This window comes from Mesorhizobium sp. WSM3866 (assembly GCF_002294795.1).
GTDB lineage: Bacteria > Pseudomonadota > Alphaproteobacteria > Rhizobiales > Rhizobiaceae > Mesorhizobium.
In genome coordinates, this window is record NZ_NSGC01000002.1 from 153,043 (window position 1) to 179,250 (window position 26,208).

A 26,208-nucleotide genomic window follows, 5' to 3' on the forward strand; every position below is an offset into this window, starting at 1 on the left:
TGCCGACGATGCATTGCGACTGCTACTGGAATTCATCTTCTGAATAATAGACGGTATGGTTCTTGCAATGAAAGGTTGGATCGGATGCCTCTCATTTACGACTATGACTTTCAGTCCATTTTCCCTTTAGCTGTATACAAGGACGACACGTGCCAGCGACTCTTGGCGCGGGCCGGCATTGCTCACAACATTAAGGGTAATTACGTCGCGCTGTTTCGCGATCCGGTTACGGTTGCCGCACTTTGGGCGGCGCCGGACACTGTCAAGGCGGCCGTTTTGAAGTCGGATTTCGGCATCCTGCTGTTCGAAGGCGAATCCGATTCGACCCGCGATAAAGCCGAGTTCATCAAAAAGACTCTGCTCGAACATGCCGCACAGAGCATCAGCGCCAATTGGGATGACCGAACGGTCAAGATGGCCGTCTTCAAGCTTCACATGTTCTGCAAATCGAGACTAAGGGAGAATTGGTGGACGAAAGGGGCAAGATTCGGTGCTCAAACTGGGTTGAGCAGCAAGTCAGGGCGGCCCGGGTCACCGAACCGTTTGACGTCAGCCAGGCCTTGGATGCGATGATCAGTGACGTAGTAGGCCGCACTGCTGGGGGGCGGCCGACGCCGCCGACACAGACAGCGAGACCTACGCCGGCTCCTGCGCCGAGAATATCGTTGCGTTCGATTTTCGGGCGCTGGCGTCAATAGCGGTTGACATCAGCGCGTCAGCGCTTGCGGGAGAACCAGAAGGCGTCGGTCATGCGTGTCATGCCGATGCACTCGTAGAAGCCGACGGCGTCGGGCATCGAGATCAGGCTGATGGCGACGGACGTGCCGAGCTGGCGGCGTGCCTCGTCCATCAGGCCTTTGCCGATGCCGAGCCCTTGCGCCGAGGCGGACACGGCCAGCTCGGAGATATAGCAGACCCAGGAGAAGTCAGTCACCCCGCGCGCGACGCCGACAAGCGGCTTGCCCTCGCTGTCGAGACGCGCCGTCAGCACCAGGTTGGCATTACTGAGCATCGTCTTCAGGCGCGCCTCGTCATCGATCGGGCGCGTTTCGCCGAGGCCGGATTCGACCAGCACGCGGCGGAATTCGGCGACATTGAGGGCGGGCTCGCTGGCGTAGAGGACTTTGGAAGGACGGGCCATGGTCGCAGACTGCACCGGCTGCACAGAATTTCGAAGCCGTTTTTTGAGGTGTTCCAGTTCCGTCCACCCTGCCCGCCTTTGGCCCAAGGGCAGTGCACGAACAGTTGCCTTTCATTTGCCGCCGGCTTTGTGTAAACCGTCCCGCAAAATTCCCCGCAAGCCAAGAAGACGGGCAGGTACCATGGACAAATTCACCAAGCTCACCGGCGTCGCGGCGCCCATGCCGATCGTCAACGTCGATACCGACATGATCATCCCGAAGGATTATCTGAAGACGATCAAGCGCACCGGGCTTGGCACCGGCCTGTTCGCCGAGATGCGCTACAAGGACGACGGCTCGGAGAACCCGGATTTCGTTCTCAACAAGCCGGCCTATCGCAAGGCGCAGATCCTGGTCGCCGGCGACAATTTCGGCTGCGGCTCGAGCCGCGAGCACGCGCCCTGGGCGCTGCTCGATTTCGGCATTCGCTGCGTCATCTCGACGTCGTTCGCCGATATTTTCTACAACAACTGCTTCAAGAACGGCATCCTGCCGATCACGGTCAGCCCGGAAGACCTGGACAAGCTGATGGACGACGCCTCGCGAGGTTCCAACGCCACGCTGTCGATCGACCTCGAAGCCAAGGAGATCCGCGGCCCGGATGGCGGCGTGGTCAAGTTCGATCTCGACGACTTCAAGCGCCATTGCCTCTTGAACGGCCTCGACGACATCGGACTGACCATGGAGAAGGCCGGCGCCATCGCGTCCTTCGAGAAGAAGAACGCCGAGCTGCGCCCCTGGGCCTGAACGGCTGAGGCACGGTGATAGATAGCCCGGCCGCAAGCGGCCGGGTCCGTGGCGGCTGAACGGAGGGACAGTCATGACACGCCCGCTTCTGGCCGGCGCCTGCGCCTTGGCGGCGATCCTTCTGGCGGTGTCCGGGGCGACCGCGCAGAGCCAGACGGCGCCGCAGGCGCCCGCGCCTTCCGACCAGCCCGCCGCCAATCAAGGGGCGGCCGATCAAGGCGCATCGAGCACTTCCGACGCCGCTCCCGCCGACGCTGACAAACAGGCGCCGATCCCGTTCGAAGGCGGCCAGCTCACCATCACGCAGCCGGAGCAGGACGGCGAGAAGGTGCTGGCCTATGACGGCAAGCAGCTGGCCAGCAACTACGACGTCTCCTTCGACAGGATCGTCAAGATCGGTGACATCAACGTGGCGCTGGTCGATGTCGGCGACGGCGGCAACCAGTGCGGCCCGGCCAAGGTCATCGTCTGGAAACCGAAGGACGGCGAAATCCGGACCAGGACGGTCGAGCAGGACGAATGCGGCGCGCCGCCGGCCGCGGTTTCCGACGACGCCATCTATTTTGTGCCTTTCCTGCTGCCCGGAGGAACCAAGCCGGCCTTGCAATGGTCGCCGACCGAAGGGCTGACGACCTCCGGAAACCTGACCTACACGCCGGAACCCGGCACCGACTGGAAGGACGTCGATTCGTCGAAATACGACAACATCATCGACGCGTTCCATAACGAAGCGGTTTACAAGGCGGCGCAGGCGCTGCTGGGCGACAATATGCCCGACATGGCGACCAGCCTGCTGGTCGGCGGCGGCACCGAAAAGACCGCTTCCGGCGCCTTCTATGCCACCGGCTGCGTGCCGCATGACTGCGGCGGCAATGACGGCTTCATGGCGGTCGACCCGGTCAAGCACAAGGTCTATTTCGCCCGCCGCGGCCAAAATGGCGAGCCGGATGCCTGGCCGCCGGTAAAGGACTGGCCGGTGGATATCAAGAAGGCCTATGACGACGCGAAGGGGAATTAGCCCGAGCGTCAATTGCCAGGTTGCGTCCTTCGCGCCTCCCCTCTGTCCCGCCAGCATCCCGTTGTCTGGCTCACGACTGGGCTGTGGATGCGTTTCAGAATGACCGGACAAATCCTGCGAGGCCCCCATGCGCAAGCTGATCTCCACCGGTTCCCCCTTCGAGAAAACCGCCGGCTATTCGCGCGCGGTGGTGCAGGGCGACTGGTGTTTCGTCTCCGGAACGACCGGCTACGACTATGCCACGATGACGATGCCCGACACGGTCGAGGCGCAGACGCGCAATTGTCTTGCCACCATCGCCAAGGCCCTTGCCGACGGCGGCTTCGACATGGCCGATGTGGTGCGGGCGCATTACTATATTACCGACCAGGCCTATGTTGACGTGGTCTTCCCGATACTCGGCGAGGCGTTCGGGGACATCCGCCCGGCGGCGACGATGATCGTCTGCCAGCTCAACAAGCCGGAGATGAAGATCGAGATCGAGGTGACGGCGCTCAGGCGCACTGTCTGATGCCTGTCGCCCAGGCTGCGAAGCGGCTGGGCACAACGACGGCGTGGAGCGAGGAGCGGCCCATGGTCAAGGTCAGACGCATCGTCGCGAATATCGAAACGCCCGACATTGCGGCGGCAAAGCGCTTCTATCAGGGCGTGCTTGGCCTCGATCAGCTCATGGATATGGGCTGGATTGCCACGTACGGCTCCCAGCAGACCATGGCCGTCCAGATCAGCTTCATGTCGCAAGGCGGGTCGGGCACGCCGGTGCCGGACCTCTCGATCGAGGTCGACGATGTCGATGATGCGCTGGACCGCATGCGCAAGGCTGGCTTTGCCGTCGAATACGGCCCGGCCGACGAGCCCTGGGGCGTGCGGCGCTTCTATGTGCGCGATCCGTTCGGGCGGCTGGTGAATATCCTGTCGCATCGGTGATGGCGCGCCTACCGGCCTCTTGCGAGATGCTGGCAGGGCAGAGGGGGGTGTGAAGGAACTCGAGGCTCGTCCCCTTGCGCACAGCCCGCCCGGCGTTTAGCAAGGCCGCGGTTCAATTCTCTCCCCAGGACGGTTCTCCATGGCTTCGAAAAATCTCTTCCTGCTCGCCGGCGACGGCATCGGCCCCGAGGCCATGGCCGAAGTGAAGAAGTTGATCGCGGCCATGAACGCGAAGCTCGGCAGCGGATTTGCCACCGACGAGGGGCTGGTCGGCGGATGCGCTTACGACGCGCATGGCGCGGCGATCTCCGATGCCGACATGGAAAAGGCTGTTGCTGCGGATGCCGTGCTGTTCGGCGCCGTCGGCGGGCCGAAATGGGACAAGGTGCCCTACGAGGTGCGCCCCGAGGCCGGCCTGCTGCGCCTGCGCAAGGACATGGAGCTGTTCGCCAACCTGCGTCCGGCGATCTGCTATCCGGCTTTGGCCGCCTCCTCCTCGCTCAAGCAGGAGGTGGTCGAGGGCCTCGACATCTTGATCGTGCGCGAGCTCACCGGCGGCGTCTATTTCGGCGAGCCGAAGCAGATCATCGACCTCGGCAACGGCCAGAAGCGCGGCATCGACACCCAGGTCTACGACACGTTCGAGATCGAGCGTATCTCCGGCGTCGCTTTCGAGCTGGCACGCACGCGCAAGAACCATGTCACCTCGATGGAAAAGCGCAACGTCATGAAGTCGGGTGTGCTGTGGAACGAGGTGGTCACCCAGACGCATCAGGCGAAATATGCCGACGTCAAGCTCGACCACATGCTGGCCGACGCCGGCGGCATGCAGCTGGTGCGCTGGCCAAAACAGTTCGACGTCATCGTCACCGACAATCTGTTCGGCGACATGCTCTCGGACATCGCCGCCATGCTCACCGGCTCGATCGGCATGCTGCCGTCGGCCTCGCTCGGCGCGCCGGACGTCAAGACCAAGAAGCGCAAGGCGCTCTACGAGCCGGTGCACGGCTCGGCGCCCGACATCGCCGGCAAGGGCGTCGCCAATCCGATCGCCATGATCGCCTCCTTCGCCATGTGCCTGCGCTATTCCTTCGGCATGACGGTGGAAGCCGACAAGCTCGAAGCGGCGATCGCCGCCGTGCTCGACGACGGCCTGCGCACCAAGGACATCATGTCCGAGGGCATGACCGAGGTCGGCACCACCGAGATGGGCGACGCCATCATCGCCAAGTTCCTGGGCTGATCCCCATGGCAGAGGCGGCGGTCGACGTCCGCTGGGCGACGACCGAAGACGCCGAGGCGCTCGCCACCGTGCTTTGCGCAATGGCGGCGCATTATCGGCAGTCACCGCTCGACCATGCCCGGGCGACGGCCATGGCAAAGCAGTGGCTCGGCGAGGAAAGCCCGGCCTATCCGCATTTCGCGCTGGCCTTCGCCGGTGGCGAGGTGGCCGGCCTGGCCTCGGTCGCGATCGCGCATCCGGGCACTGATCTCGACCGGCTGATGTTCTTGAAAGACCTGTTCGTACGCCAAGAGGCACGAAACGCGGGAGTGGGTGAGGCGCTGATCGGCTTTCTCGCCGGCTATTGCCTCGACAAGCGCATTGGCCGCATCGACCTCACCGCCGAGGACTGGAACGAGGGTGCGCTGCGCTTCTACGAGCGGCTCGGCGCCGAACGCCACGGCCAGAAGATCTTCCTCAGGCTGTCGGGCGAGGCACTAAGGACGGCGGCCGTCAGAATCTAACTCCGGTCGGCACCGGCCCCCACTTGTTGTCGCCGGCCTGGGTCGGGATCAGGCCGAAGACCAGGGTGGCGAGCCAGCCGAGATAAGGCACGAAGCAGAGGATGGCGAGCCAGCCGGTCAGGCCGAGATCATGCAAGCGGCGCACGACGAGCGCGACCCACGGCAGGAACGTGAGCAGGACGTAAAGACCGAGAAGGCCGAACATGACGACCGGCTCATCGCCGCCGCCCTCGAGGTCGCCGCGCGACAGGTCCGCGGACAAGCCGACGCCGATGGCGACGACTAGACCGATCGTCCAGAACAGGCAAAAGCCCCAGAACTCCTTGCGCCGGGAGCGGCCGGAGAAGTTGACGTAGTTCGTCGTCACGCCACGCCAGAAATAGCTCCAGAGGCCGGTCGATTCCACCGTTCCGGCCTCGGCGTTGCGGCCGAAATGCGGCTGCCCCGCAGGCGAGCTGCCCGGCAGCGGACGGGCAGGAACTGGAACGTCGTTGTCCGCCGGATCGATGATCCGGGCGCGGGCCGAGAAGACATTGCCGGCACGTTCGCCATTCGGCTGGAACTCGACCTGGGCTCCCCTGGCAAGCGTCGTCTCGCGACGCAGGTCCTCGCGCGCGAAACTGTAGCGCCTGCCGTCGGCGCCGCTGATGAAGCCGAAGCCCTGGTGCTCGTCATAGTGAAGAACTTCGCCGCGCATCAGATCCCCCCGAGCGTCGAATTCTTTCCCTTTGCTCGATTTGACATGAGCGCCGGCCGGCGGGCAAGAGCGATGGCGTTCAGCCGGCTATCTTAGAGGCGGCAAATCGGGATAGAAGCCGCAAGTCGCCTCACAGACCGCGAAGCAATGGCCCGGAAGGACTCGATACTGCTGCCAGAAGCGGCCGACGCTCCCGGCGGCCAAAGACGGAAAATCTGCATCGACGTGACCGGCCTACTCGCCTGGCGCGGCGCGCTGGCCGGCATCCAGCGGCTGGAAGACTTCATGGTCAGGGCAGCGCTCGCCGATCCCGACCCGGATGTCGAAGTGGTGACGCTCGATTTCTCCAGCCATCGTTTCCGGCCGCTCGAAAAATTCGAGATGGATCAGTTGGGCGTCAGCGAGATCGCGCCGTTCCGGCAGCGGCCACGACTGCAAGCCGCTGCCGCGCTGCGACAGGGGTTCCAATCGGCGCGGCGCCATCCAATGGCCAAGAGTGAAGCCGATCGCCAGCTTGCGGGAATGGTGACGAACGGCCGTTCCGGCTTCACCTTCACGGTGTCGAAGCTGTTGCTGCGGGCCTATCGCTTCTCTAGGCGAGCCGGTCTCCGGGCGGGTTTGCTTCGGGGCGATGCGGCGCAGCCGACGAAAGATGTCGGGCCTCGAACCGTACTGATCAGCAATCAGCTGCTGGTCGGCGAAAAGTTAGCGGCGGTTTGCGCCGGCCCCGACAACATAGCCTTTCTTTGCCACGACATGATCCCGACCATGCGGCCCGACCTTGTCGCAAAGAACAGATGGCAGGCCGCCTTCGGGCCCAATCTCGAACGGCTGGTGCGGTCCGGCGCGGCGGCCTTCTGCACCTCCGACACCGCGGCGACGATGCTAGGCGATCACATGCGCAAGGCCGGAATAGATCTGCCGGTCGTCCATCGCTTCCCGATGCCGTCCCTGCTGCATGATAAGGCCGCGCGGCTGAGGATGACGTCCCGGCTCGAGGCCGGCGAGCCCTTCGTCCTCTATTGCTCGACCATAGAGATCCGGAAGAACCACATCATGCTCGCCCGCATCTGGCAGCAGGCGCTCGACGAAGGCGTTCGGTTGCCGAAGCTCGTCTGCGTCGGCCGCTGGGGCTGGATGGTCGAGGAGCTCAGCGCCTATCTCAAGGCTCATCCGGGGCTGAAAGAAAAGATCGTCTTCGCGGGTCCTGTCAGCGACGAGGAGCTTATCGGCTATTATCGAAGTACCACCTTCGGCGTTTTCCCCTCGCATATCGAGGGCTGGGGCTATGCCGCTTCGGAGTGTCTGGATTTCGGGGTCCCGGTCATCGTCTCGACCACGCCGTCGCTGATCGAAGCGACCGGCGGCCTGATGCCCGCGGTCGATTCGACCGATCAGATCGGCTGGTATGGCGCAATCCGACGGATGACAGACGACGGTGCCTGGCGCGATTTGCTGGCCGGCCGTATCGCCGAAGAGCACAGGCCGACATCGCCTGCCGAAAGCTGGGCGGCGATAAAGGCCGGGCTCAAGGCGGCAGCAGCCTGCGCCAATTGACTCTTTACGCAAAGCGCGTAAAAGCCGGCAGCGAACGGGATCGTCTTCAATGCGCGGCCATTTGGCTCTTCTGGCATTCGATGCCCCCAGCCACGATGCACAGTATCGGGCCGGGCGTTTTGACGCGTCCGTCCGTTCTCGCAAAACTACGGCCAAAACCACCACCAAAACGGTGTGATTCCCTTGGCCTAACCACCCTCTCCCGGGTTCGGCCCGGGGGACAGAACCCGCATGAGGCCGGCGGGTTTTCTCCAACAACCAAGCGGAGAGGGACAGGAGATTTCGATGAGTTTCAAGGTTGCGGTAGTCGGCGCCACGGGCAATGTGGGCCGCGAAATGCTCAACATTCTGGACGAGCGCGGCTTCCCGGCGAGCGAAGTGGTGGCGTTGGCCTCGCGCCGCAGCCAGGGCACCGAAGTGTCCTTCGGCGACCGCACGCTGAAGGTCAAGGCGCTCGACACCTACGATTTTTCCGACACCGACATCTGCGTCATGTCGGCCGGCGGCAATGTCTCCAAGGAGTGGTCGCCCAAGATCGGCAAGCAGGGCTGCGTCGTCATCGATAATTCGTCGGCCTTCCGTTACGACCCTGACGTGCCGCTGATCGTGCCGGAAGTGAATCCGGACGCGGTCGAACTCTTCTCGCGCAAGAACATCATCGCCAATCCGAACTGCTCGACGGCGCAGCTCGTCGTGGCGCTGAAGCCGCTGCACGATGTCGCCACCATCAAGCGCGTCGTCGTCGCCACCTACCAGTCGGTCTCCGGCGCCGGCAAGGAAGGCATGGACGAGCTGTTCACGCAGACCCGCGCGGTCTTCGTCGCCGACCAGGTCGACGTCAAGAAGTTCACCAAGCGCATCGCCTTCAACGTCATCCCGCATATCGACGTCTTCCTCGACGACGGCTTCACCAAGGAGGAGTGGAAGATGGTCGCCGAGACCAAGAAGATGCTCGATCCCAAGATCAAGCTGACGGCGACCTGCGTGCGCGTGCCGGTGTTCATCGGCCACTCGGAAGCCGTCAACATCGAGTTCGAGAAGCCGATCACCGCCGACGAGGCGCGCGAGATCCTGCGCGAGGCTCCCGGCTGCCAGGTCTTGGACAAGCGCGAGAATGGCGGCTACATCACGCCGCTCGAGTCGGCCGGCGAGGACGCCACCTTCATCTCGCGCATCCGCGAGGATTCGACCGTCGATAACGGCCTGTCGATGTGGGTCGTCTCCGACAATCTGCGCAAGGGCGCGGCGCTCAACGCCGTCCAGATCGCCGAGCTGTTGGTCGAGCGGGGCCTGATCCAGCCGAAGAAGAAGGCGGCTTAATTTCGCTCACGGGCGGCACCGCCGCTTCGCGGCTGGCCCTCCGCGAGGGCGCCGGACGACCGGCGGCCCGCGGTCGCGGGCTCGGCCTTCGGCCGTTTTGTTCTCGCTCACGGGCCGCGCGTCGCGGGCGCCCTTCCGCCGATAGCTCTCTTTTCCCCGTTCACGGGAAAGGTCGCGGCAGGAGGATGAGGGTGGCGCCGCAATGGGTGTGACGAGCGATGCCCGCTGCTTCCATGTGCTGAGGCGCTAGCCACTGTTCTCCGCAGCCAGCTGCCGCAGGATGCCGAGCGCCTCTTCCGCCCGCTCCGCCGGGACAAAGAGATGGTCATGATAAAAGGCCGAGACCGGATTGACGCCCATGCCGGCAGCGGCGAGCCGCGTCGTGATCGCGGCCAGAAAGCCGACGGCGTCGAGCGACGAATGGATGTCGAGCGTGATCATCCGGCAGGGGAACGTGCCGGCGAGGCCGGCTAGCTTCGCTTGGTCCTCCGACACGATCAGCGTCAGACCTTCCCGCTCGCGAAACTGCATGACCGGATCAAGACCGTGCGGCACGGCCACACCCGGCGCCAGCGTCGCGAAAACATGGACATCGGGGAGCAGTTTCGGCGTCATCGACGCCAGTAGTCTTTGGAGATTGGTCTCGCCGGTCATTCTCTCTCCTTCGGTCATGCATTCTCACTCAATCATGCGTTCGAAAAAAGCGCACCGGCCCTTGTCGGATCGCCGCCCTGCCCGCCGTCCTTGGCTCGAAACTGGCAAAACAGCCAGGCTCCAACCAAGGAGGGAACACCAATGAGCATTTCAGAAACCGCTCCCGTCTCGAACGGCGCCTTGTGGACCGGGCGCGCGCTTAGCGCCATTGTCATCCTTTTCATGATCTTCGACGGCGTCATCAAGCTGCCGCCGCTGCAGATCGTCACCGAGACGATGGCGCAGCTCGGCTGGCCGGATGACCCAAACACCGCGCGGCTGCTCGGCATCGTCGGCCTGATCTCGACTGTGCTTTATGCGCTGCCGCGCACGTCCGTGCTCGGCGCCATCCTGCTCACCGCCTATATGGGCGGCGCGATTTCCACGCATGTGCGCATCGGCAACCCGCTGCTTTCGCACACGCTTTTCGGCGTCTATCTCGCTGTTGTCCTGTGGGGCGGGCTCTATCTGCGCGACCCCAGAGTGCGCGCGCTGATCCCGTTCAGCCGCTGAGGCGGTTCGTTCTGGTGATTCCACCGGCTGCGGCGACCGCAAGGCTTCGAAGCCGGGTTGCCAAGCTGCGTTACCGAACGCTAATTCGTGAGCACTCTCAATGCTGTCGAGGCCGGTTGGCGCAACCCGCGCCTGCCTTCGAAACAGCAATATTCGTTCCCTTCGGGATCAAATTAGCCGTTTGCGAGTTAAAGCTTGGCGGCGAGGACGGCGATCCCGTGAGAGAGGAACTGAAATGAAGAAAGCGATTACCATTCTGGTGCTGACGGTGGCGCTGGGCGCCTGTTCGCAGACGGAAAAAGGAGCGGCGATCGGCGGCTTGGGCGGTGCTGCGGTCGGAGCGGCCGTCGCCAATGACCCGGTCGAGGGCGCAGTGGTCGGTGGCGCTGTCGGCGCCGTGGCAGGCGCGTTGATCGGCCGTGCCAGCGAAAGCGGCAAGTGCCGTTATCGGGACCGCTACGGGCGCGTTTATATTGCTCGTTGCCCGTCGGGATATTGAGGTATCAACAGGCCTGACCAAAAGAACGGCGGGGTTGGCCCGCCGTTCTTTTGACCTGTTTTGACCGGGGGCCGAGACTACTCGGCGGTCGCGGCTTCCGCCTCGGCGGGTGCTGCGGACGCGGCCGCAACGGCAGCGGCGGCGTCTTCCTGGGCCTTCTTCAGCAGGGCTGCGCGCTCCTGCGCCTTCTTGCCCGGCAGGGCCTTGTTCGGGTTCGAGCGGGCCGGACGCTTGGCGATGCCGGCCTCGTCGAGGAAGCGCAGCACGCGGTCGGTCGGCTGGGCGCCGTGCGAGAGCCAGTGCTTGACGCGGTCGGCGTCGACCTTCACGCGTTCGCCGTCCTTCGGCAGCAGCGGGTTCCACGAGCCGAGCGCCTCGATGAAACGGCCGTCGCGCGGCGAACGGGCGTCGGCGACGACGACGTGGTAATAGGGACGCTTCTTCGAGCCCGCACGGGCCAGTCTGATCTTCAGTGCCATTCTTTATCTCCTAACAAGCTCTGAGTTCGTTGATTGGGTTGCGGCTTTGGCGTTGTGCAAGTCGTAATCCCAAGACCGCTGCGCAGTTGGGCGACATGCACCAGCTTCAGCCGGTTTTCGTCACGCCGTTGTTAGCGGCGATCTGTTCGTGATGCCGGATAACTTCGCGGATGACGAAGTTCAGAAATTTCTCCGCGAAATCCGGATCGAGATGCGCATCCTTCGCCAGTTGGCGCAGGCGGGCGATCTGCTGCTGCTCGCGCGCCGGGTCGGCCGGCGGCAGGCCATGCTCCGCCTTCAGCACGCCGACCGCCTTGGTGCAGCGGAAGCGCTCAGCCAGCATATGAATGAGGGCGGCGTCGATGTTGTCGATCGAAGCGCGGTAGCCCGCCAGAACGGCGCGTGCCTCGGCCATGTCCTTCTCCTCGTTCATCGCCCCTCACTTCTTCTTGCCAAGGCCAGGCAGCCCGCCGAGACCGGGAAGGCCCGGCAGTTTCATGCCGCCGGGCAGGCCCGGCAACCCGCCGCCGGGAAGTCCGCCGGGCAGCCCGCCCGGCAGGCCTTTGCCGAGACCGGCAGCCTGGGCCTGCTTCTGCAAGGCCTCCAGCTGCTTCGGGTCCATCTTGGAAAGGTCGGGCATGCCGCCGCCGGGCATCATGCCGCCAAGGCCCATCTTCGAGGCAAGGCCGCCCATCATGCCGCGCATCATGCCGCCGCCTTTGCCCTTGCCGCCCATCGCCTTCATCATGTCGGCCATGCCGCGATGCATCTTCAAGAGCTTGTTGATCTCGGCCGCGTCGGTGCCGGAGCCGGCGGCGATGCGCTTCTTGCGCGAGTGCTTCAAGATATCGGGGTTGGCGCGCTCGGCCTTGGTCATCGAGGAGATGATGGCGAGCTGCCGGCGGAACATCTTGTCGTCGAAGCCGGCCGCGGCGAGCTGGTCCTTCATCTTGCCCATGCCGGGCATCATGCCCATGATGCCGCCCATGCCGCCCATTTTCGACATCTGCTGAAGCTGCGCGGCAAGGTCGTTCAGGTCGAACTTGCCTGACTGCATCTTCTTGGCCATCGCCGCCGCCTGCTCGGCGTCGATGGTCTCGGCGGCCTTCTCGACCAGCGAGACGATGTCGCCCATGCCGAGGATGCGGTCGGCGATGCGCTTGGGGTGGAATTCCTCCAGCCCGTCCATCTTTTCGCCGGTGCCGATCAGCTTGATCGGCTTGCCGGTGACGGCGCGCATCGAAAGCGCGGCGCCGCCACGGCCGTCGCCGTCCATGCGGGTCAGCACCAGGCCGGTGATGCCGACGCGCTCGTCGAAGCTTTTCGCTAGGTTGACGGCGTCCTGGCCGGTCAGCGAGTCGGCGACCAGCAGGATTTCGTGCGGCGACGACACCTTCTTGATGTCGGCCATCTCGACCATCAGCGGCTCGTCGATATGGGTGCGGCCGGCCGTGTCGAGGATGACGACGTCGTGGCCGCCGAGCTTTGCCGCCTGCACGGCGCGCTTGGCGATATCGACCGGGCTTTGGCCGGCGATGATCGGCAGCGTGGCGACCTTGGTCTGCTCGCCGAGCTGGAGCAGCTGCTCCTGCGCGGCCGGACGCCGCGTGTCGAGCGAGGCCATCAGGATTTTCTTGTTCTGACGCTCGGTCAGCCGCTTGGCAATTTTGGCCGAGGTCGTCGTCTTGCCGGAACCCTGCAGGCCGACCATCATGACGACGACGGGCGCGGGCGCGTTGAGGTCGATAGCGACGCCCTCGGCACCGAGCATATCGACCAGCTCGTCATGGACGATCTTGACGACCATCTGTCCGGGCTTGATCGACTTCAGCACCGCGGCGCCGACCGCCTTCTCGCGCACCTTGTCGGTGAAAGAGCGAACCACCTCGAGCGCCACATCGGCCTCAAGCAGTGCCCGGCGCACCTCGCGCAACGCCGCAGAGACGTCCGCCTCCGACAGCGCACCGCGGCCGGTCAGGCCGTTCAGGATGGAGCCAAGGCGCTCTTGCAGGGACTCAAACATTGATCAGACCGCCGTGCGAGAGCGCCTTGGATTCATGCCGATCGCTGTCGGGCCTGCGGCCCTCCACGCCTCTTGTGCGCTCCTGCAGTGATTCAAACATCTTGCTTCCTTCGATCTCGGTTCATTCGACCCGAGAGGTAGTGCGTTCGCGCCGGGTCGCCAAGCAAAAGCGCAAAGCCAAAAAGCACCCGGGGGCGCATCGCGCTGCCGGGTGTTGGCCTCCAGGATCGGTTTACAGCTCTCGCCTCAAAGAGGCTTCGGCGTCCTGGTCGGCTTTCGCGGAGAGGGTCTCGTCGCGGAATTCGTGTGCGTCTAGACAGGAAATCGGCGGCGGAGTCAAGGCTGGGGTCGTTTTGAAGAGCAAGACACCGCGCCCAAAGGCGGTTCAGAGCAGCTTTTCGCCGTCCAGGATGCGCGTATAGAGATCGAGATAGCCGTTTGCCGTCTTGGCGATGGGAAATCGCGCGGCGGCGGATGCACGGCACTGCTCAGGGGACAAGCCGGCGATGTCGGCCAAGGCCTGCGCGAACTCGGCATCGGTGTCGAAGAGGCGTCCGGTGGCGCCGTCGACGATTTCGGGCAGCGCGCCGCGCCGTGTCGTCAACACGGGCGTGCCGCAGAGCATCGCTTCGACCGGCGCCATGCCGAACGGCTCTTCCCAGGCGATCGGGTTGAGAAAAGCTCTGGCTTCTCCCAGCAGGCGCAGCTTCTCGTCGCCGTCGACGACGCCGTGGTAGCGGAAGCGGCGGCCGAGGCTCTTGAAGAAGACACGCTGGCGGCGAACCTTGGTGCGCTGCAGGAGCTGCCAGCGCGAGCCGCCGGCGATATCGAGGTGGAAATCGAACGCACGGGCGAGATCGACAGCCCGGTTGAGGTTCTTGCCGGCGCGGGCGATGCCGGCCAGAAACAGAAGCCTGTCCGTCTTGCGGGCGGACAGCCGATAGGCGTCGACCGGAAAGCCGTTGTGGACGAAGGTTTCCCGCCCGTGGTTGCGCGCATGGCTGGCGCTGACGAAGTTCCAGTTTGGCCTGTTTTGCGTGAATTCCGGGTCGAAGCCGTGCATCGTATAGAGCGCCGGTCGCGAAATCTCGATGTACCAGCCATTGAAATGCACGATGTCGGTGTCGGCCGGGATCGCAGCGCGGCATTCGGCGGCCGAAGAGGCCTGCCGCACTTCGCACAGCGGATGGCTCGAGCCGCGACCGGCGATCAGGACCACCTTGTGGCCGAGACGCGAAAGCTCTTTTGCCAGCCAGTCGACCTGCCGCTCAGTGCCGCCATAGCCTTTGCAGGGAATGGTGCGTTCCGCCACCAGCGTGATGCGCATCAGGCGAGCCCGTCGGTTTTCCGCCTGACCACGATCCGATCAAGAAACCGGTTTCCGCTTTTTTGGATCATGGCTCGTCCGGCCCGACCTTCAGGGGTGAGCGGCGATGCAGAAGCAGGAGCATCGTCAGCAGCGTGCTTACGATGCCGATCGCGGCGATGAGAACGGCGTCCCAATTGGTCCAGCCGGGGCCTTCCAGCGGCTTGGCGTTGAACAGGGCGAAGGAATTGTAGCTCTGCTGGTGCGAGATCAGCAGGAAGCCGATCAGATTGTTGCCGAGATGGGCGCCGAATGCAGCGCCGAGATTGCCGGTCACATAGACCAGCAGCGTCAGCAGCAGCGCGAAGGCGGCGATCGAGACCAGCACGCTGGCATTGATGGCAAGCGTCGAGGCCGGGCTCCAATGCAACGCGGTGAACAGAAGCCCCGGCAGCGCGGCCCAGATCAGCGGGCTGCCAAAGCGGCTGGCGAGGCCACGCAGCAGATAGCCACGGAACAGAGCCTCCTCCGATGAGGTCTGCAGAAAGGCGAGCGGCACGATCGCGAGAAGCAAGAGCAGCCAGGACGAGAACGCGATCGATCCGCGGACGATCTCCGGCTGTAGCCAATAGAGCAGCACCTCGGAGAACAAGGAGGTTGTCAGAACCGCGACCAGGCCTTTGAGAAACCCGCCGCGCGAGATGCGGCGGTCTGGGCCGATCAGCGCCGAGAGCGGCTCGCCATGAACGAAGCGCATCGCGGCCCAAAGACCGATCCAGATGCCGGCAAAGGACGCCAGCGCGGTGAGGATGCCGGCGGGAGAGGCAAGGAAATCCTGGATCGGCTGTCCGGTCGCCGGGCCCGGGAGGCGCAAGACGATGAAGGCGGCGGTGCCGGCGACGAGCACGACCAGCGTCACGGCGAGCCAGAAGAGAACGACGATCGCCGTTCCGAGCAGGAGCCGGAGCAGGGTGGTTTTCTCGTTCGGCGAGCGCCGGTAGCGCTCGAAGGCGGCGTTGTCGATGATCACACGGGGTCCCCTGCCGGGCGCTTTACGGTCGCATGATCTAGGGGATCGGCGTTTTCGGCGCAATCTCTCCCGTCAGATCCAGCAACCAGTTGGGCCGCTCGACCGCGGGGATCATCGAAATTGGCGGCAGATCAGCCACGGCCTTCCATCGGCGCAGGGCCACCCGTCTAAACGCTGCCGCCGGGAATCCGAGCCGGTCGACAACAATTTCGGCTCTCGATTAACCGTTTTGCCGCTTTTTGCGCTTAAGAAGCTTGCCAATGAAACGCGTTATCGCCATCGCCGACCGCGCGGCCCTCGTCTCGTTGAAGCTGCTCGCAGCGCTCAACCTGCTGTTTTTCCTTTCGTTCCTGCTCGTGCTGCTGCTGGCCGGCCGCGCGCATGCCGAAGCGCCCGCCTGCAGCGGCAGCGACCTGCTGGCGGGTCTTGCAAAGAGCGATCCCGCCGCCTTCAAGAAGGTCGAGACCGAAGCCGCCGCCGTTCCAAACGGCCGGGGGCTGTTGTGGAAGCTCGAGAAACCGGGCGAGGAGCCGTCCTATCTCTTCGGCACCATGCACATGACGGACGCGCGCGTCACCACGCTGCCTGCCGCGGCCCAAAAAGCCTATGAAGGCGCCGACACCATCATCATCGAAACCACCGACGCCCTCGACAAGGCCAAGATGATGGCCGCCATGGCCGCCGAGCCTGGCCTGATGATGTTCACGGACAACACGACGCTGTCCTCGCTGCTGTCGCCCGAGGATGCGGCAGTACTGAACAAGGGGCTCGATGCACGCGGCATTCCGCCTCTGACGGTGGCCAAGATGAAGCCGTGGATCCTGTCGGCCATGGTGGCGCTCCCGGCCTGCGAGGTGGCGCGCCAGAGCGCCGGCGCGCCGGTGCTGGACGTCAAGCTGGCCGCCGACGCCAAAGCGTCCGGCAAGGACGTCGAGGGGTTGGAAACCGCCGTCGACCAGTTGCGCGCCATGGCTTCGCTGCCGCTCGCCTACCACATGAAGGGGTTGGTCGAGACGCTGAAGCTCGGCGACAAGGTGAACGACGTCAACGAAACCATGATCGTGCTCTACCAACGCGGCGAGGTCGGCATGTTCTGGCCGCTGTTTCGCACCGTGCTGCCCGACACGGCGGACGACCAGGCCGGCTATGCCGCCTTTGAGCAGACCATGATCACCAGCCGCAACAAGGTCATGGTCGCGCATGCCATGCCTATCCTGGCCAGGGGCAATGCCTTCATGGCGGTCGGCGCGCTGCATCTGCCCGGCCCTGACGGACTGGTCGAAGATTTCCGCAAAGCGGGGTATAGTGTTACCGCCGTCAACTGAGTCGTCTGGCGGCTGGGGAGCGGAAAATGCCGGTTTTTCAGCGCTTTCCGTCCGCCTGCGTGAAACCCATTAGGGGATCCGCGCGTTGATGGCTGCTATTTGATGCCTTTCATTCCAAGGAGGACACGTTTCATGGCGAACCCTAACGACCCCTACACCCCGTCGAGCACGCCGCCCTCGAGGGGCGGTGGTGGCGGCAGCGGGTGGCTGATCGCCCTAGTTGTCATTATCCTGGCCATTGTTGCGTATTATGTTTTTGGCAGAACCGGTGGCGAGCACGTCCCCGCGACTTCCGAGCCGCCGGCCGCGACGACGCCGGCCCCGGCGCCTGCAACGCCTGAACCTGCGCCCGCAACGCCTGCTCCTGCTCCGACGCCGGCCCCGGCACCCGCGCCCACTCCGACGCCCGCCCCGGCTCCGGCACCTGCGCCGTCTCCGTGATCAGGCTATAGCTCCACGACGAACGGCCCGCCGAAAGGCGGGCCGTTTTTGTTTAACTACACCTTTGCCATCCTCGGGCGTTCGGCGCCGGCCGTGACGAGCACCTAAATATGGATCGGCTTGAAGAACGTGGCCAGCGCCGCTTCCTTGACCGCCTCCGACATGGTCGGGTGGGCATGGCAGGTGCGGGCGAGGTCTTCCGAGGAGCCGCCGAACTCCATCAGCACCGCCGCCTCGTGGATCATCTCGCCGGCGCCGAAGCCGACGATATGAACGCCGAGCACGCGGTCGCTCGCCTTGTCGGCGAGGATCTTCACGAAGCCGTCGGTGTGCAGCATGGCCCGCGCGCGGCCATTGGCGCTGAAAGGGAACTTGCCGACCTTGTAGTCGATGCCGGCCTTTTTCAGCTCCTCTTCGGTCTTGCCGACCGAGGCGATTTCGGGACTGGTGTAGACGACGCTCGGGATAACGTCGTAGTTCACATGACCGGCCTGGCCGGCGATCGTCTCGGCTACCGCCACGCCCTCGTCCTCGGCCTTGTGCGCCAGCATCGGCCCGGCAATGACGTCGCCGATGGCATAGATGCCGGGCACGTTGGTCCTCAGATGCCCGTCGGACTTGACCCGGCCGCGCTCGTCCATCTCGACGCCGGCTTCTTTCAATCCAAGGCTGTCGGCATAGGGGCGGCGTCCGGTCGCGACCAGCACGACATCGGCCTCGATCGTTTCCGCCGCGCCGCCCTTGACCGGCTCGAACGTCACGCTGGCGCCCTTCTTGGATTTGGCGACGCCGGTGACCTTGGCGCCGAGCTTGAACTCGAAGCCCTGCTTGGACAGCAGCCGCTGGAATTGCTTCGAGACCTCGCCATCCATGCCGCCGAGGATGGTGTCGAGGAACTCGACAACCGTGACCTTGGCGCCGAGCCTGGCCCAGACCGAGCCGAGCTCGAGCCCGATGACGCCGCCGCCGACCACCACAAGACTGCCCGGCACCTTGGCCAGCGACAGCGCGCCGGTCGAGGACACGATCACCTTCTCGTCGAAGTCGACCTTGACACCCGGAATGCCGGCGACGTCGGAACCGGTGGCGATGACGATGTTCTTGGTCTCGATCTCCTCGACCTTGCCGCCCTCGCCGGTGACCGACACCTTGCCGGCGCCGATCACCTTGCCGGTGCCGCGGAACGAGTCGATCTTGTTCTTCTTGAAGAGAAAAGCGACGCCGTTGACGTTGGAGGCCACGGTCGCATCCTTGTGCGCCAGCATCTTCTTCAGATTGAGTTTTGGCGCGCCGACCTCGATGCCGAGCATATCGAAGGCATGACCGGCTTCGGCGAACATCTCGGAGGCGTGGAGCAGGGCTTTCGACGGGATGCAGCCGATATTGAGGCAGGTGCCGCCGAAGGTGGCGTTCTTCTCGACCACCGCTGTCTTCAGGCCGAGCTGTGCCGCCTTGATGGCGCAGACATAGCCGCCCGGTCCCGATCCGATGATTACGACGTCATAAGCCATGATGGTGTCCTTCTGGTCTGGCCTTCAGCGGCCGCCGCTCACATTCAGGATCGCGCCCGTTATATAGGAGGCCGCGTCCGACAAAAGGTAGAGAACCGCGCTCGCGACCTCGTCGGCCGTGCCCGCGCGCTTCAGCGGCAGCAGATCCTGCATCCGCGCCACGCGCTCCGGCTGGCCGCCGGAGGCATGGATGTCGGTTTCGGTGATGCCTGGGCTGACGGCATTGACGCGGATGCCTTCCAGCGCCACCTCGCGCGCCAGACCAACGGTCAGCGTGTCGATCGCGCCCTTGGAAGCGGCGTAGTCGACATATTCGCCGGGCGAGCCCAGTCTTGCCGCCGCCGAGGACAGATTGACGATGGCGCCGCCCTTGCCGCCGTGACGGGTCGACATGCGCTTAACAGCCTCGCGGGCGCAGAGGAAGGAGCCGACGACGTTGATGCGCATCATGCGCTCGACCCGCTCGGCGCTCATCTCATCGACGCGCGACTTGACGTCGACGATGCCGGCATTGTTGACGAAGGCGTCGAGCCGGCCGAAGGCCCGGTCCACCGCCTCGAACATCGCCATCACATCGGCCTCGTTGCCGACATCGCCCTGGACCGCGAAGGCCTCGCCGCCCGCGGTTTCGAGCTCGGCGACGAGCGCATCGGCGGCGGCCCGGTTGGAGACATAGTTGATCGCCACCCCATAGCCGGCCCGGCTGGCCTGCCGGCATATGGCGGCGCCGATGCCACGGCCGCCGCCGGTGACCAGCAGCGTCTTCTTGTCGGCATTCATTCCGGGCAGCCTTTCAGGGCAAAGACGTCCCACGGTACTTTTGAGAAGCCCGCCGGACCGTAAGCGGCCGACATTTCCAGCGACGGTCCGAGATCGGGAAAGATCAGGCTCTTCGGCGCATCCGAGCCCTCGGCCGGTAGCAGACCCACGACGCCCTTCTCATCGGCGCTATAGATCACGCCTTCCCAGACCGCGCAGGCGGCGAGCTCCTCGCCGGTGACGTCGCCGGTCGGGCATTTGTACATCAGCGAGCCGTGCGGCCGCGCGGCCGAGCCCTCGGTCCACATGGCGATGCCATCGAGCACGGTATTGTTGTCGAGCATCATGCGGAATGTGTTGGCGATCGTCGCCGAGGTACCCGTCGCGCTGAAATCGATCTCGGCGCCGCTTTTCGCCTCGCCATAGGCGGCAAGCTGGATCGGGCAAGCGGCCTGGGCATCGGCTGCTACGAGAGCCGCACCGGCGGCAAGCGCGACCGGCCTCGCGGTGCTGAGCCAACGGGCCTTCACTCGCCGCCCCGCCCGCGAGCCTTCATGCTCCACCTCAGAGATCGAGCACCAGCCGCTCGGGATCCTCCAGGCTTTCCTTGACGCGGACCAGGAAGGTCACCGCTTCCTTGCCGTCGACGATGCGGTGGTCGTAGCTCAGCGCCAGATACATCATCGGCCGGATGACGATCTGGCCGCCGACCACCACCGGCCGCTCCTGGATCTTGTGCATGCCGAGGATGCCGGACTGCGGCGCATTGAGGATCGGCGTCGACATCAGCGATCCATAGACGCCGCCGTTGGAGATCGTAAACGTGCCGCCCTGCATGTCGGCGACCGAAAGCTTGCCGTCGCGCGCTGCGAGGCCCAGCCGGCCGATCTCCCTCTCGATCTCGGCGATCGACATCTGGTCGGCGTCACGCACGACCGGAACCACCAGGCCCTTGTCGGTGCCGACGGCGACGCCGACATGGGCAAAGTTCTTGTAGATGATGTCGGCGCCGTCGATCTCTGCGTTGACCGCCGGGATCTCCTTCAGCGCATGGGTGACGGCCTTGGTGAAGAAGCCCATGAAGCCGAGCTTCACGCCATGCTTCTTCTCGAACACGTCCTTATACTTAGCCCTCAGCGCCATCACCGCGCTCATGTCGACCTCGTTGAAGGTGGTGAGCATGGCGGCCGTCGACTGCGCCTCCTTGAGCCGGCGCGCGATCGTCTGGCGCAGCTTGGTCATGCGCACGCGCTCCTCGCGCGAAGCATCGTCGGCCGTCGACGGCGCGCGGGCCGCGACCGGTGCGGGAGCAGGAGCAGGAGCCGCTTTCGGCGTCTCGGCCGGCTGCGATGGCGCGCCCTTGGCGATGGCATCGAGGACGTCGCCCTTCAGCACCTGGCCGCGCTTGCCGGAGCCCGTCAGTTGCTCGACCGAGAGATTGTGCTCGGCGATCAGTTTGGCCGCGGCCGGCGCCGGCGGCATGGTGCGCGGCTCGACCGGGCCGGCGTCGCCGGCCATCTTGGCGGTTTCGGCGGCGGCCTGCTTGGTCGTGGATGCGGCGTCCGGACTGGACGCCTGCGCCACCGCCTGCGGCTTGGTGGCGGGAGCGGCGGCCGCGCCGCCGGCCGAAATCGAGCCGAGCAGTGCCCCGACATTGACCGTCTCGCCTTCCTTGACTGTGATCTCGGAGAGCGTCCCGGCGCCCGCGGCGGGCACCTCCACCGTCACCTTGTCGGTTTCGAGCTCGACCAGCGGTTCGTCGGCGGCGATCGCGTCGCCAACCTTCTTGAACCACTTGCCGACGGTCGCCTCGGTGACGGATTCGCCGAGAGTGGGGACGCGGATTTCGGTAGCCATTGTGCCTGTCCGTTCTCTTGTCTTCTTGAGGTCTGTTTGGTCCCGGTCTGCTTATTCGCCCAGCGCGTCGTCGAGCAGGGCGGAAAGCTGGCTGAGATGCTTCGACATCAGCCCGGTGGCCGGCGAGGCCGAGGCCGGCCGGCCGGTATAGCGCACCCGCTGATGCTTGGCGTCGATATGCGCCAGCACCCATTCGAGATAAGGATCGATGAACGACCAGGCGCCCATGTTCTTGGGCTCCTCCTGGCACCACACCATCTCGGCGTTGCGGAAACGCGACAGCTCGGTGATCAGCGCCTTGGCCGGGAACGGGTAGAGCTGCTCGACGCGCAGCAGATAGATGTCGTTGATGCCGCGCTTCTCGCGCTCCTCATAGAGGTCGTAATAGACCTTGCCGGAGCAGAGCACGACACGGCGGATCTTGGAATCCTTCACTAGCTTGATCGGCTGGTCGGCCAAGAGCTGCGCATCGTCCCACAACAGGCGGTGGAACGAGCTTTCGCCCGCCATCTCCGACAGCGTCGACACCGCCCGCTTGTGGCGCAGCAGCGACTTCGGCGTCATCAGGATCAGCGGCTTGCGGAAGTCGCGCTTCAGTTGCCGGCGCAGGATGTGGAAATAGTTAGCCGGCGTCGTGACGTTCGCCACCTGCATGTTGTCCTCGGCGCAGAGCTGCAGGAAGCGTTCGAGGCGGGCCGAGGAATGCTCCGGCCCCTGGCCTTCATAGCCGTGCGGCAGGAGGCAGACGAGGCCCGACATTCTCAGCCACTTGCGCTCGCCGGACGAGATGAACTGGTCGAACACCACCTGGGCGCCGTTGGCGAAATCGCCGAACTGCGCTTCCCAAAGCGTCAGCGCCTTGGGCTCGGCGAGGCTGTAGCCATATTCGAAGCCGAGCACCGCCTCTTCCGAGAGCATCGAGTTGATGACTTCGTAGCCGGCCTGGGCCGCAGATAGATTGTTGAGTGGAATGTAGCGCGTCTCGTCACGCTGGTCGTAGAGCACGGAATGGCGCTGCGAGAAGGTGCCGCGCTCCGAATCCTGGCCGGAGAGCCGGATCGGATTGCCGTCGAGCAGGATGGCGCCGAAGGCCAGCGCCTCGGCGGTCGACCAGTCGATGCCGTCGCCGGACTCGATCGCCTGGCGGCGGTTCTCGAGGAAGCGCAGGATCGTCTTGTGCGCCTCGAAATCCTTCGGCACCTCGGTCAGCTTCTTGCCGATTTCCTTCAGCGTGCGGACCGGCACCGCGGTCTTGCCGCGCCGCTGTTCGTCCTGGTTGTCGGCCGTGCGCAGGCCGGACCAGGCGCCGTCAAGCCAGTCGGCCTTGTTCGGCTTGTAGGACTGGCCGACTTCCCACTCCTGTTCCAGATGCGCGCGCCAGTCGGCCCGCATCTTGTCGACCTCGGCCTGGGTGATGTGACCCTCGGCGATCAGCCGGTCGGCATAGACCTGCACAACCGTCTTATGGCTGCGGATGTTGCGGTACATGATCGGCTGCGTGAAGGACGGCTCGTCGCCTTCATTGTGGCCGAAGCGGCGGTAGCAGAACATGTCCACCACCACCGGCTTGTGGAACTTCATGCGGAATTCCGTCGCCACCTTCGCGGCATGCACCACCGCTTCCGGATCGTCGCCGTTGACGTGGAAGATCGGCGCCTCAATCATCTTCGCCACATCCGACGGATAGGGCGACGAACGCGAGAAGCGCGGATTGGTGGTGAAGCCGATCTGGTTGTTGATGATGAAATGCAGCGTGCCGGCGACGCGGTGGCCGCGCAGGCCGGAGAGCCCGAACATCTCCGCGATCACGCCCTGGCCGGCGAACGCCGCGTCGCCATGCAGCAGCAGCGGCATCACCTTGGCGCGCTCGGACAGCGGCACGATCTCGCCGCGCTCGCGGCCAGCGAGCTGGTCCTGCTTGGCGCGCGCTTTGCCCATCACGACCGGGTCGACGATTTCCAGATGCGAGGGGTTGGCGGTCAGCGACAGGTGCACCTTGTTGCCGTCGAACTCGCGGTCCGAGGAGGCGCCGAGATGGTACTTCACGTCGCCCGAGCCCTCGACATCGTCGGGAGCGGCCGAGCCGCCCTTGAACTCATGGAAGATGGCGCGGTGCGGCTTGGCCATGACCTGCGAAAGCACGTTGAGGCGGCCGCGATGGGCCATGCCGAGCACGGCCTCCTTCAGGCCGAGCTGGCCGCCGCGCTTGATGATCTGCTCCAGCGCCGGGATCAGCGACTCGCCGCCGTCGAGGCCGAAGCGCTTGGTGCCCTTGTACTTGACGTCGATAAATTGCTCGAAGCCTTCGGCCTCGACCAGCTTCGACAGGATCGCCTTCTTGCCGGTGGCGGTGAAGGTGATCTCCTTGTCGGCGCCCTCGATGCGCGCCTGGATCCAGGCCTTCTCCTCGGGGTCGGAGATGTGCATGAACTCGACGCCAAGCGTCGAGCAATAGGTGCGGGTGAGGATATCCAGCATCTGCCGGATGGTGCCGAACTCGAGCCCCAGCACATTGTCGAGGAAGATCGGCCGGTCGTAGTCGGCTTCGGTGAAGCCGTAATTCTCCGGCGACAGCTCGTTATAGTCCTCAAGCGGCTTGGCGATGCCCAGCGGGTCGAGATTGGCGTGCAGGTGGCCGCGCATGCGAAAGGCGCGGATCATCATGATGGCACGCACGGAATCGCGCGTCGCCTGGTGAACGTCCGCATCGGAAAGGGCCGCGCCGTTGACGACCGCCTTTTCCTTCACCTTCTTTTCGATGTGCTTTTCGACCAGGCCCCAATTGCCGTCGAGCGCCGAAACCAGCTCACCATTGGCCTGCATCGGCCAGGACGGCTTCGCCCAGGAAGCGCCCTTGGCGTTCTTGCGCACGTCGCCCGCGTCGTCCTTCAGCGCGGCGAAGAAGTCCTGCCATTCCGGATCGACGGAGCCGGGGTTGTCCTCATAGGCGGCATAGAGCGCGTCGATATAGTCGGCATTGCCGCCATAAAGGAACGAGGTGAGCGAGAATTGGTCGTTGGCCTGATCTTGTCTTGCCATTTTCGTCTGCGGAGCCTGGCTCCGTCTCCTTTTATGGAAGGGAGTAGGGGAGTAAGGCAGTAGGGGAGTAGGGCATTTTTGCCGCTGATCTTTCCCTGCTGCCCTATTCGCTTACTCCCTACGCCCTTAACCTTTGATCGCCTCGACCAGCGTCGTGCCGAGCCGCGCCGGTGACGGCGAAACCTTGATGCCGGCCGATTCCATCGCCGCGATCTTGTCTTCCGCGCCGCCCTTGCCGCCGGAGATCACCGCGCCCGCATGGCCCATGGTGCGGCCGGCGGGCGCCGTGCGCCCGGCAATGAAGCCCGCCATCGGTTTCTTGCGGCCGCGCTTTGCCTCGTCCTTCAAGAACTGCGCGGCGTCTTCCTCGGCCGAGCCGCCGATCTCGCCGATCATGATGATCGACTTGGTCTCGTCGTCGGCGAGGAACATCTCGAGCACGTCGATGAACTCGGTGCCCTTGACCGGGTCGCCGCCGATGCCGACAGCAGTGGTCTGGCCGAGGCCGACATTGCTGGTCTGGAAGACCGCTTCATAGGTAAGCGTTCCCGAGCGGGAAACAACGCCGACCGAGCCCTTGCGGAAGATGTTGCCGGGCATGATGCCGATCTTGCATTCGTCGGGGGTCAAAACTCCCGGGCAGTTCGGGCCGATCAGCCGCGAGGAGGAGCGGTCGAGCCGCGCCTTGACCTTGACCATGTCCATAACCGGGATGCCCTCGGTGATGCAGACGATCAGCGGGATCTCGGCCTCGATCGCCTCGATGATCGCTTCGCCCGCGCCTGCCGGCGGCACATAGATGACGGAGGCGGTGGCGCCGGTCTTCTCCTTGCCCTCGGCGACGGTGGCGAAGATCGGCAGGGTCTCTCCCTTCGCGCCGGTCCAGGTCTCGCCGCCCTTCTTCGGATGGACGCCGCCAACCATCTTGGTGGCGTGATAGGCCAGCGCCTGCTCGGTATGGAAGGTGCCGGTCTTGCCGGTCAGGCCCTGCACCAGCACCTTGGTATTCTTGTCGACGAGAATGGACATCGCGCCCCTTTTCTAAAAACCGTTGATCGAGGAAGGCGAAACGCGCCGGTAGAGGCCGCTCACCATGTCTTGCCAGGCGTCGCTGCCGGCGGGCTTGAAGTGCAATCGCATGCGGTAAGTATCAGTGCCGTCAAAGCTGTAAGTCACGCGAGCCGAGCCGCGCGGCGACGACCGTTCCAGCACAAGCTCGTTGCCGTTCCATGTGCCCGTAGCCGGTGTGACCGGCACGAAACCCATCGAGTCGAACTGATGCATGGTGACGACGTCGTTCGGCTGATCGAAGCCGAACACATTATGCGCGCCGAACGAGATCGTGCCGTCGCGGCGCTGGCGGTAGCGCTGGACCACGAACTGGCCGCCGAACTGCGCGTCCGCAAGCACTTCCGAAGTCGCGGCGCCGGCATCGGTCCATTGCGTCGCCGCGACATCTTCCTCGCCACGCCACGCGCCGACCAGCGCCTGCAGGCGCTGGTGATCGGCCGAGAGGGATGAGAAAGGCGTCGCGTTCATG

Annotated in this window: 27 protein-coding genes; 12 read left to right on the forward strand and 15 right to left on the reverse strand. The window is 64.6% G+C overall.

Going from position 1 to position 26,208, the window contains the following annotated elements; all coding sequences use genetic code 11:
• The first annotated feature begins 84 nt into the window (after nucleotides 1-84).
• On the forward strand, nucleotides 85-573 hold the full coding sequence (locus tag CK222_RS04830) for a hypothetical protein (RefSeq protein ID WP_095799590.1): 489 nt from the start codon (nucleotides 85-87) through the stop codon (nucleotides 571-573).
• A gap of 142 nt (nucleotides 574-715) precedes the next feature.
• Here the strand turns inward: CK222_RS04830 and CK222_RS04835 are convergent, their stop codons facing one another.
• A complete protein-coding gene (locus CK222_RS04835) occupies nucleotides 716-1,141 on the reverse strand; it encodes a GNAT family N-acetyltransferase (protein ID WP_095799591.1) in 426 nt (141 codons plus the stop codon).
• A gap of 181 nt (nucleotides 1,142-1,322) precedes the next feature.
• Between CK222_RS04835 and leuD the strand changes: the two genes are divergently transcribed.
• The 6 genes from leuD (at nucleotide 1,323) to CK222_RS04865 (ending at nucleotide 5,619) form a co-directional block, all read left to right on the forward strand.
• Nucleotides 1,323-1,928 (forward strand): 3-isopropylmalate dehydratase small subunit, encoded by a 606-nt coding sequence (gene leuD / locus CK222_RS04840; RefSeq protein WP_066991643.1) that lies wholly within the window; start codon nucleotides 1,323-1,325, stop codon nucleotides 1,926-1,928.
• 73 nt (nucleotides 1,929-2,001) lie between these two features.
• Nucleotides 2,002-2,946: a hypothetical protein gene (locus CK222_RS04845; protein ID WP_095799592.1), complete on the forward strand. Its 945-nt coding sequence runs from the start codon at nucleotides 2,002-2,004 to the stop codon at nucleotides 2,944-2,946.
• Nucleotides 2,947-3,073: 127 nt separating this feature from the next.
• Nucleotides 3,074-3,457 (forward strand): RidA family protein, encoded by a 384-nt coding sequence (locus tag CK222_RS04850; RefSeq protein WP_067323608.1) that lies wholly within the window; start codon nucleotides 3,074-3,076, stop codon nucleotides 3,455-3,457.
• Between the two features lie 62 nt (nucleotides 3,458-3,519).
• Complete coding sequence (locus tag CK222_RS04855; protein WP_066991913.1) at nucleotides 3,520-3,873, forward strand: VOC family protein; 354 nt, start codon at nucleotides 3,520-3,522, stop codon at nucleotides 3,871-3,873.
• Nucleotides 3,874-4,012: 139 nt separating this feature from the next.
• Nucleotides 4,013-5,116, forward strand: coding sequence for a 3-isopropylmalate dehydrogenase (gene leuB, locus CK222_RS04860; RefSeq protein ID WP_095799593.1), 1,104 nt, complete (start codon nucleotides 4,013-4,015; stop codon nucleotides 5,114-5,116).
• 5 nt (nucleotides 5,117-5,121) lie between these two features.
• Nucleotides 5,122-5,619, forward strand: a complete 498-nt coding sequence (locus CK222_RS04865) for a GNAT family N-acetyltransferase (protein WP_095799594.1) — start codon at nucleotides 5,122-5,124, stop codon at nucleotides 5,617-5,619.
• On the opposite strand, the gene CK222_RS04870 is transcribed toward CK222_RS04865, so the two are convergent.
• The gene (locus CK222_RS04870; protein WP_095799595.1) at nucleotides 5,609-6,316 is read right to left on the reverse strand and encodes a DUF805 domain-containing protein; all 708 of its coding nucleotides are present in this window, start codon (nucleotides 6,314-6,316) and stop codon (nucleotides 5,609-5,611) included. The genes CK222_RS04865 and CK222_RS04870 overlap by 11 nt on opposite strands.
• Nucleotides 6,317-6,541: 225 nt before the next feature.
• Here CK222_RS04870 and CK222_RS04875 point away from each other — a divergent pair, with 225 nt between their 5' ends.
• Both CK222_RS04875 and CK222_RS04880 read left to right on the forward strand, forming a co-directional pair.
• Nucleotides 6,542-7,873 (forward strand): glycosyltransferase, encoded by a 1,332-nt coding sequence (locus tag CK222_RS04875; protein WP_245432962.1) that lies wholly within the window; start codon nucleotides 6,542-6,544, stop codon nucleotides 7,871-7,873.
• Nucleotides 7,874-8,158: 285 nt separating this feature from the next.
• Entirely contained in the window at nucleotides 8,159-9,193 is a 1,035-nt protein-coding gene (locus CK222_RS04880; RefSeq protein WP_067323616.1) for an aspartate-semialdehyde dehydrogenase, read from the forward strand.
• A 246-nt stretch (nucleotides 9,194-9,439) separates the two neighbouring features.
• Here CK222_RS04880 and CK222_RS04885 read toward each other — a convergent pair whose 3' ends face one another.
• Nucleotides 9,440-9,847, reverse strand: coding sequence for an ACT domain-containing protein (locus tag CK222_RS04885; protein WP_095799597.1), 408 nt, complete (start codon nucleotides 9,845-9,847; stop codon nucleotides 9,440-9,442).
• Nucleotides 9,848-9,988: 141 nt separating this feature from the next.
• Here CK222_RS04885 and CK222_RS04890 point away from each other — a divergent pair, with 141 nt between their 5' ends.
• Together CK222_RS04890 and CK222_RS04895 are read left to right on the forward strand one after the other, a co-directional pair.
• A complete protein-coding gene (locus CK222_RS04890) occupies nucleotides 9,989-10,399 on the forward strand; it encodes a DoxX family protein (protein ID WP_095799598.1) in 411 nt (136 codons plus the stop codon).
• A gap of 235 nt (nucleotides 10,400-10,634) precedes the next feature.
• On the forward strand, nucleotides 10,635-10,898 hold the full coding sequence (locus CK222_RS04895; protein ID WP_066991674.1) for a YMGG-like glycine zipper-containing protein: 264 nt from the start codon (nucleotides 10,635-10,637) through the stop codon (nucleotides 10,896-10,898).
• Nucleotides 10,899-10,975: 77 nt separating this feature from the next.
• Here CK222_RS04895 and rpsP read toward each other — a convergent pair whose 3' ends face one another.
• The 5 genes from rpsP to CK222_RS04925 form a co-directional block, all read right to left on the reverse strand.
• Nucleotides 10,976-11,377 (reverse strand): 30S ribosomal protein S16, encoded by a 402-nt coding sequence (gene rpsP / locus CK222_RS04900; RefSeq protein ID WP_066991677.1) that lies wholly within the window; start codon nucleotides 11,375-11,377, stop codon nucleotides 10,976-10,978.
• Nucleotides 11,378-11,483: 106 nt separating this feature from the next.
• Nucleotides 11,484-11,810, reverse strand: coding sequence for a chorismate mutase (locus tag CK222_RS04905; RefSeq protein ID WP_066991680.1), 327 nt, complete (start codon nucleotides 11,808-11,810; stop codon nucleotides 11,484-11,486).
• 6 nt (nucleotides 11,811-11,816) lie between these two features.
• Complete coding sequence (gene ffh / locus CK222_RS04910) at nucleotides 11,817-13,400, reverse strand: signal recognition particle protein (RefSeq protein WP_095799599.1); 1,584 nt, start codon at nucleotides 13,398-13,400, stop codon at nucleotides 11,817-11,819.
• 385 nt (nucleotides 13,401-13,785) lie between these two features.
• Complete coding sequence (locus CK222_RS04920) at nucleotides 13,786-14,727, reverse strand: glycosyltransferase (RefSeq protein WP_095799600.1); 942 nt, start codon at nucleotides 14,725-14,727, stop codon at nucleotides 13,786-13,788.
• Between the two features lie 67 nt (nucleotides 14,728-14,794).
• Nucleotides 14,795-15,736, reverse strand: a complete 942-nt coding sequence (locus tag CK222_RS04925) for a CPBP family intramembrane glutamic endopeptidase (RefSeq protein ID WP_095799601.1) — start codon at nucleotides 15,734-15,736, stop codon at nucleotides 14,795-14,797.
• Between the two features lie 260 nt (nucleotides 15,737-15,996).
• On the opposite strand from CK222_RS04925, the gene CK222_RS04930 reads away from it, so the two are divergent.
• On the forward strand, nucleotides 15,997-17,061 hold the full coding sequence (locus tag CK222_RS04930; RefSeq protein WP_095799602.1) for a TraB/GumN family protein: 1,065 nt from the start codon (nucleotides 15,997-15,999) through the stop codon (nucleotides 17,059-17,061).
• Nucleotides 17,062-17,606: 545 nt separating this feature from the next.
• On the opposite strand, the gene lpdA is transcribed toward CK222_RS04930, so the two are convergent.
• The 7 genes from lpdA to CK222_RS04970 all read right to left on the reverse strand — a co-directional run bounded on the left by lpdA (nucleotide 17,607) and on the right by CK222_RS04970 (nucleotide 26,207).
• Nucleotides 17,607-19,013, reverse strand: coding sequence for a dihydrolipoyl dehydrogenase (gene lpdA / locus CK222_RS04940; protein WP_095799604.1), 1,407 nt, complete (start codon nucleotides 19,011-19,013; stop codon nucleotides 17,607-17,609).
• Nucleotides 19,014-19,037: 24 nt separating this feature from the next.
• On the reverse strand, nucleotides 19,038-19,793 hold the full coding sequence (locus CK222_RS04945; protein WP_095799605.1) for a glucose 1-dehydrogenase: 756 nt from the start codon (nucleotides 19,791-19,793) through the stop codon (nucleotides 19,038-19,040).
• Nucleotides 19,790-20,302 carry a hypothetical protein gene (locus tag CK222_RS04950; protein WP_095799950.1) on the reverse strand — a complete coding sequence of 171 codons (513 nt, stop codon included), beginning with the start codon at nucleotides 20,300-20,302 and terminating at the stop codon, nucleotides 19,790-19,792. Before CK222_RS04950 ends, CK222_RS04945 begins: the two co-directional genes overlap by 4 nt.
• A gap of 34 nt (nucleotides 20,303-20,336) precedes the next feature.
• A complete protein-coding gene (gene odhB / locus CK222_RS04955) occupies nucleotides 20,337-21,629 on the reverse strand; it encodes a 2-oxoglutarate dehydrogenase complex dihydrolipoyllysine-residue succinyltransferase (RefSeq protein ID WP_095799606.1) in 1,293 nt (430 codons plus the stop codon).
• A gap of 51 nt (nucleotides 21,630-21,680) precedes the next feature.
• Nucleotides 21,681-24,668, reverse strand: a complete 2,988-nt coding sequence (locus CK222_RS04960) for a 2-oxoglutarate dehydrogenase E1 component (protein ID WP_095799607.1) — start codon at nucleotides 24,666-24,668, stop codon at nucleotides 21,681-21,683.
• Between the two features lie 126 nt (nucleotides 24,669-24,794).
• Nucleotides 24,795-25,697: a succinate--CoA ligase subunit alpha gene (gene sucD, locus CK222_RS04965; RefSeq protein ID WP_067323640.1), complete on the reverse strand. Its 903-nt coding sequence runs from the start codon at nucleotides 25,695-25,697 to the stop codon at nucleotides 24,795-24,797.
• Between the two features lie 12 nt (nucleotides 25,698-25,709).
• Nucleotides 25,710-26,207, reverse strand: a complete 498-nt coding sequence (locus CK222_RS04970) for a DUF1579 family protein (protein WP_067323643.1) — start codon at nucleotides 26,205-26,207, stop codon at nucleotides 25,710-25,712.
• Nucleotide 26,208 lies beyond the last annotated feature (1 nt).

Coding starts and splice junctions, on each gene's coding strand:
- CK222_RS04895 (WP_066991674.1), top strand. CDS start 10,635: ATGAAGAAAGCGATTACCATTCTGGTGCTGACGGTGGCGCTGGGCGCC.
- odhB (WP_095799606.1), bottom strand. CDS start 21,629: ATGGCTACCGAAATCCGCGTCCCCACTCTCGGCGAATCCGTCACCGAG.
- sucD (WP_067323640.1), bottom strand. CDS start 25,697: ATGTCCATTCTCGTCGACAAGAATACCAAGGTGCTGGTGCAGGGCCTG.
- CK222_RS04885 (WP_095799597.1), bottom strand. CDS start 9,847: ATGACCGGCGAGACCAATCTCCAAAGACTACTGGCGTCGATGACGCCG.
- CK222_RS04865 (WP_095799594.1), top strand. CDS start 5,122: ATGGCAGAGGCGGCGGTCGACGTCCGCTGGGCGACGACCGAAGACGCC.
- CK222_RS04845 (WP_095799592.1), top strand. CDS start 2,002: ATGACACGCCCGCTTCTGGCCGGCGCCTGCGCCTTGGCGGCGATCCTT.
- CK222_RS04880 (WP_067323616.1), top strand. CDS start 8,159: ATGAGTTTCAAGGTTGCGGTAGTCGGCGCCACGGGCAATGTGGGCCGC.
- leuB (WP_095799593.1), top strand. CDS start 4,013: ATGGCTTCGAAAAATCTCTTCCTGCTCGCCGGCGACGGCATCGGCCCC.
- rpsP (WP_066991677.1), bottom strand. CDS start 11,377: ATGGCACTGAAGATCAGACTGGCCCGTGCGGGCTCGAAGAAGCGTCCC.
- CK222_RS04930 (WP_095799602.1), top strand. CDS start 15,997: ATGAAACGCGTTATCGCCATCGCCGACCGCGCGGCCCTCGTCTCGTTG.
- CK222_RS04830 (WP_095799590.1), top strand. CDS start 85: ATGCCTCTCATTTACGACTATGACTTTCAGTCCATTTTCCCTTTAGCT.
- CK222_RS04890 (WP_095799598.1), top strand. CDS start 9,989: ATGAGCATTTCAGAAACCGCTCCCGTCTCGAACGGCGCCTTGTGGACC.
- ffh (WP_095799599.1), bottom strand. CDS start 13,400: ATGTTTGAGTCCCTGCAAGAGCGCCTTGGCTCCATCCTGAACGGCCTG.
- CK222_RS04835 (WP_095799591.1), bottom strand. CDS start 1,141: ATGGCCCGTCCTTCCAAAGTCCTCTACGCCAGCGAGCCCGCCCTCAAT.
- CK222_RS04970 (WP_067323643.1), bottom strand. CDS start 26,207: ATGAACGCGACGCCTTTCTCATCCCTCTCGGCCGATCACCAGCGCCTG.
- CK222_RS04945 (WP_095799605.1), bottom strand. CDS start 19,793: ATGAATGCCGACAAGAAGACGCTGCTGGTCACCGGCGGCGGCCGTGGC.
- CK222_RS04855 (WP_066991913.1), top strand. CDS start 3,520: ATGGTCAAGGTCAGACGCATCGTCGCGAATATCGAAACGCCCGACATT.
- CK222_RS04960 (WP_095799607.1), bottom strand. CDS start 24,668: ATGGCAAGACAAGATCAGGCCAACGACCAATTCTCGCTCACCTCGTTC.
- leuD (WP_066991643.1), top strand. CDS start 1,323: ATGGACAAATTCACCAAGCTCACCGGCGTCGCGGCGCCCATGCCGATC.
- CK222_RS04850 (WP_067323608.1), top strand. CDS start 3,074: ATGCGCAAGCTGATCTCCACCGGTTCCCCCTTCGAGAAAACCGCCGGC.
- lpdA (WP_095799604.1), bottom strand. CDS start 19,013: ATGGCTTATGACGTCGTAATCATCGGATCGGGACCGGGCGGCTATGTC.
- CK222_RS04905 (WP_066991680.1), bottom strand. CDS start 11,810: ATGAACGAGGAGAAGGACATGGCCGAGGCACGCGCCGTTCTGGCGGGC.
- CK222_RS04870 (WP_095799595.1), bottom strand. CDS start 6,316: ATGCGCGGCGAAGTTCTTCACTATGACGAGCACCAGGGCTTCGGCTTC.
- CK222_RS04920 (WP_095799600.1), bottom strand. CDS start 14,727: ATGCGCATCACGCTGGTGGCGGAACGCACCATTCCCTGCAAAGGCTAT.